The 562-nt window shown below is 45.4% G+C and carries 2 tRNA genes and 1 rRNA gene; all 3 read right to left on the reverse strand.

The features are described from left to right. Positions 1-201 precede the first annotated feature (201 nt). A tRNA-Ala gene (locus tag HBO23_RS33575) sits at positions 202-277 on the reverse strand. A gap of 10 nt (positions 278-287) precedes the next feature. Then, positions 288-364, reverse strand: a tRNA-Ile gene (locus HBO23_RS33580). Positions 365-486: 122 nt separating this feature from the next. Then, positions 487-562: ribosomal RNA gene (locus HBO23_RS33585) — 16S ribosomal RNA — on the reverse strand; the annotation flags it as partial.

Here is a 562-nt window from a genome sequence, read left to right on the forward strand (position 1 = left end):
AACATTCGCCGAAAATTCGAATTTCTCAATTAAGAGAACTCACAAATTTTACCTTAGCCTGATCCGTTACCAGTGAAAGTAACGTTCAGTCTATCTTTCTATCACATACCCAAATTTTTAAAGAACGATCTAATCAAAGACTAGAAATCAATATTCACTTCAGAATATTCATTTCTAAACTCTAACAGCAGAAGCAGTTAATGGTGGAGCCAAACGGGATCGAACCGTTGACCTCCTGCGTGCAAGGCAGGCGCTCTCCCAGCTGAGCTATGGCCCCATAACAAAATTGGTGGGTCTGGGCAGATTCGAACTGCCGACCTCACCCTTATCAGGGGTGCGCTCTAACCAACTGAGCTACAGACCCAATTTCGAGCGTCACTGATTAGCTAAGAGCTATCAGCTTGGAGCTTAAAGCTGCTTCTATCGTCTTCTTCAATGAATCAAGCAATTCGTGTGGGAACTTATGGAGCAGCTGATGTCGTCGATTAAGGAGGTGATCCAGCCGCAGGTTCCCCTACGGCTACCTTGTTACGACTTCACCCCAGTCATGAATCACACCGTG

Origin of the sequence: Pseudomonas sp. WS 5532 (assembly GCF_012985445.1) — a bacterium.
Lineage (GTDB): Bacteria > Pseudomonadota > Gammaproteobacteria > Pseudomonadales > Pseudomonadaceae > Aquipseudomonas > Aquipseudomonas edaphica.